3 protein-coding genes and 1 pseudogene are annotated in these 2,353 nt (G+C 34.4%); all 4 read right to left on the minus strand.

Annotated features, from left to right (window positions below; genetic code table 11):
* Window positions 1–34 precede the first annotated feature (34 nt).
* Complete coding sequence (locus ACN4EE_RS22875) at window positions 35–496, minus strand: DUF29 domain-containing protein (protein WP_431708819.1); 462 nt, start codon at window positions 494–496, stop codon at window positions 35–37.
* 126 nt (window positions 497–622) lie between these two features.
* The gene (locus ACN4EE_RS22880; RefSeq protein ID WP_431708820.1) at window positions 623–1,084 is read right to left on the minus strand and encodes a DUF29 domain-containing protein; all 462 of its coding nucleotides are present in this window, start codon (window positions 1,082–1,084) and stop codon (window positions 623–625) included.
* Between the two features lie 117 nt (window positions 1,085–1,201).
* Window positions 1,202–1,663 (minus strand): DUF29 domain-containing protein, encoded by a 462-nt coding sequence (locus ACN4EE_RS22885; protein ID WP_431708821.1) that lies wholly within the window; start codon window positions 1,661–1,663, stop codon window positions 1,202–1,204.
* Window positions 1,664–1,796: 133 nt separating this feature from the next.
* A pseudogene (locus tag ACN4EE_RS22890) lies at window positions 1,797–2,255 on the minus strand (GDP-mannose 4,6-dehydratase); the annotation flags it as partial.
* Between the last annotated feature and the right edge of the window lie 98 nt (window positions 2,256–2,353).

Below are 2,353 nucleotides of genomic sequence, written 5' to 3' on the forward strand. Positions count from 1 at the left end.
TTCGATCGAGCTTTTGGTTAAGTTTTGTGACGATTTAGGGAAGCCAGTTTTCATCGAGGATTTGTTCAAGAGGTGCGATCGGACTTTCGGGGAAGGTATTGAGAGGTAGTCCAGATTTTTGGGATGCTATTTTACGACTATCTCCATAGCACTGACTATATATTTCTGCTAAATAAGGTTTTAAACTAGGACTATCTTCCAATTGATATTGAATTTGCTGACGAAAATTAGTTATTTCTCCTCGCCAATGCTTTTTATTTCTCTCAATTTCCCATTCCCAATATTTAAGTTTTAATAAATGTTCACATAATCTTTTTAGTAAATTTTGTAGTTTTCTTTTATCTCTTTTACTCAAGTCTAATACCTCCTCAATTAAATTTTCCCAATCAACGGAGTTAAAATCACGAATTTCTAGTTTTTTAACGGTTTCTAATATCCAAAGATTATAGTCAGTATCGTATAAATTTGTTTTGTTCTTGATTAATTGGGCTACCATTACGACTACCTCCGATTATTTTGTTAGCTTATTATAAATTATTTTTATGGATTAGGTTCGGTTCGATTCGATCGAGTTTGGGAATGAGGAGGTTCGATCGAGCTTTTGGTTAAGTTTTGTGACGATTTAAGGAAGCCAGTTTTCATCTAAGATTTGTTCTAAGGGTGCCATCGGCTCTTCAGGAAAGGTACTGATAGGGAGTTGAGATCGTTTGGCGGCTATAGCTCTACCTTTATCATAACAATCGTTTAATTTTTCTAATAAATAAGGTTTGAGAGAAGGGCTATCTTCTAGTTCAATATTAATCTGTTGCCGAAAATTTAAAATTTCTCCTTCCCAATGCCCCTTATTGTAATCATACTCTGAATACCAATATTTTAGTTTTAATAAATGCTCAAATAATTTAATCAAAAGACTTTGAAGTTTTCTTTTATCCCTTTTACTCAAATCTAATACCTCTTCAATTAAATTGTTCCAATCAACAGAATTAAAGTCACGATTTTCTAACTTTTTGACGGTATCCAATACCCAGAGATTATAGTCAGTATCGTATAAATTTGTTTGCTTTTTAACTAATTGGGCTACCATTACGACTACCTCCGATTATTTTGTTACCTTATTATAAATTAGATGTTTGGGAATGAGGAGGTTCGATCGAGTTTATGGGGAGGTTCGATCGAGCTTTTGGTTAAGTTTTGTGACGATTTAGGGAAGCCAGTTTTCATCGAGGATTTGTTCAAGAGGTGCGATCGGACTTTCGGGGAAGGTATTAAGGGGAAGTTGAGAATGTTTAGAAGCAAGATCTCGCCCATCCTGATATGATTCCTTAAATATCTCTTGTAAATAGCGTTTAAGACTTGGACTTGCCTTTAATTCTTTTCTTATTAGTTTACGAAAATTAGTTATTTCCCCTTCCCAATGTCCTCGATTTCTTTCTCTTTCTAATTCCCAATACCTTAATTTTAAGAGATGTTCGATCAATCTCATTAAGAGACTTTCCATTTTTCTTCTTTTGCGTTCGCTCAAATCTAAAACCTCCTCAATCAAATTTTCCCAGTCCACTGTGTTAAAATTTCTATTTTCTAGTTGTTTAACAGTTTCTAATATCCAAAGATTATAATCAGTATCATATAAATTTGTTTGGTTTTTGATTAATTGGGCTACCATTACCATTACCTCCGATGTTTGAGTAAGTTTAATTATAAATTATTTTTAGATGAGAATTGAGGAGTTCGATCGAAGTGGCTCGATCTCTAAAAGCGACGCTGTGCGATCGAGCTTTTAGTTAAGTTTTATCAAGTCATAGTCTTGCACAAATCATTAGTTTTACAACATTGGGAGTAGTATTTTTCGCTTTCCATCCTAACTTATGCCATGCTTTTTGAGGATTCCCCCCTCCGAATGCCAAATCCGTAGGACGAAATAAAGTTTGATCGCTCTTAACGTATTGTTGCCAATCTAAATTAAAATACTCAAAAGCAAAACGAACAAAATCCTCTAAAGAATAACTCTCTCCAGTGGCAATGACATAATCATCGGGTTGCTCTTGCTGTAACATTAAATACATTGCTTCTACATATTCTTCTGCCCATCCCCAATCTCGATAAATATTCATATTACCTAACTTTAAAGTTTTTTGACTTCCTTGTGCAATACGACAGACACTAGCAATAATTTTCTGGGTGACAAATCGATCGGGTCGAAGGGGAGATTCATGGTTAAATAAAATACCAGAACAGGCAAATAAGTTATAGGCTTCTCCAGGGCAAACGCACACATTTCTTTACATTAAAAAGAAGAAGAGCGAATGTGTGGGAAAAACAAAATTAGTTAGGGTTTGCTGAATAAATCAGAAGA

The sequence above is a fragment of the Geminocystis sp. CENA526 genome, from assembly GCF_050753365.1.
Lineage (GTDB): Bacteria > Cyanobacteriota > Cyanobacteriia > Cyanobacteriales > Cyanobacteriaceae > Geminocystis.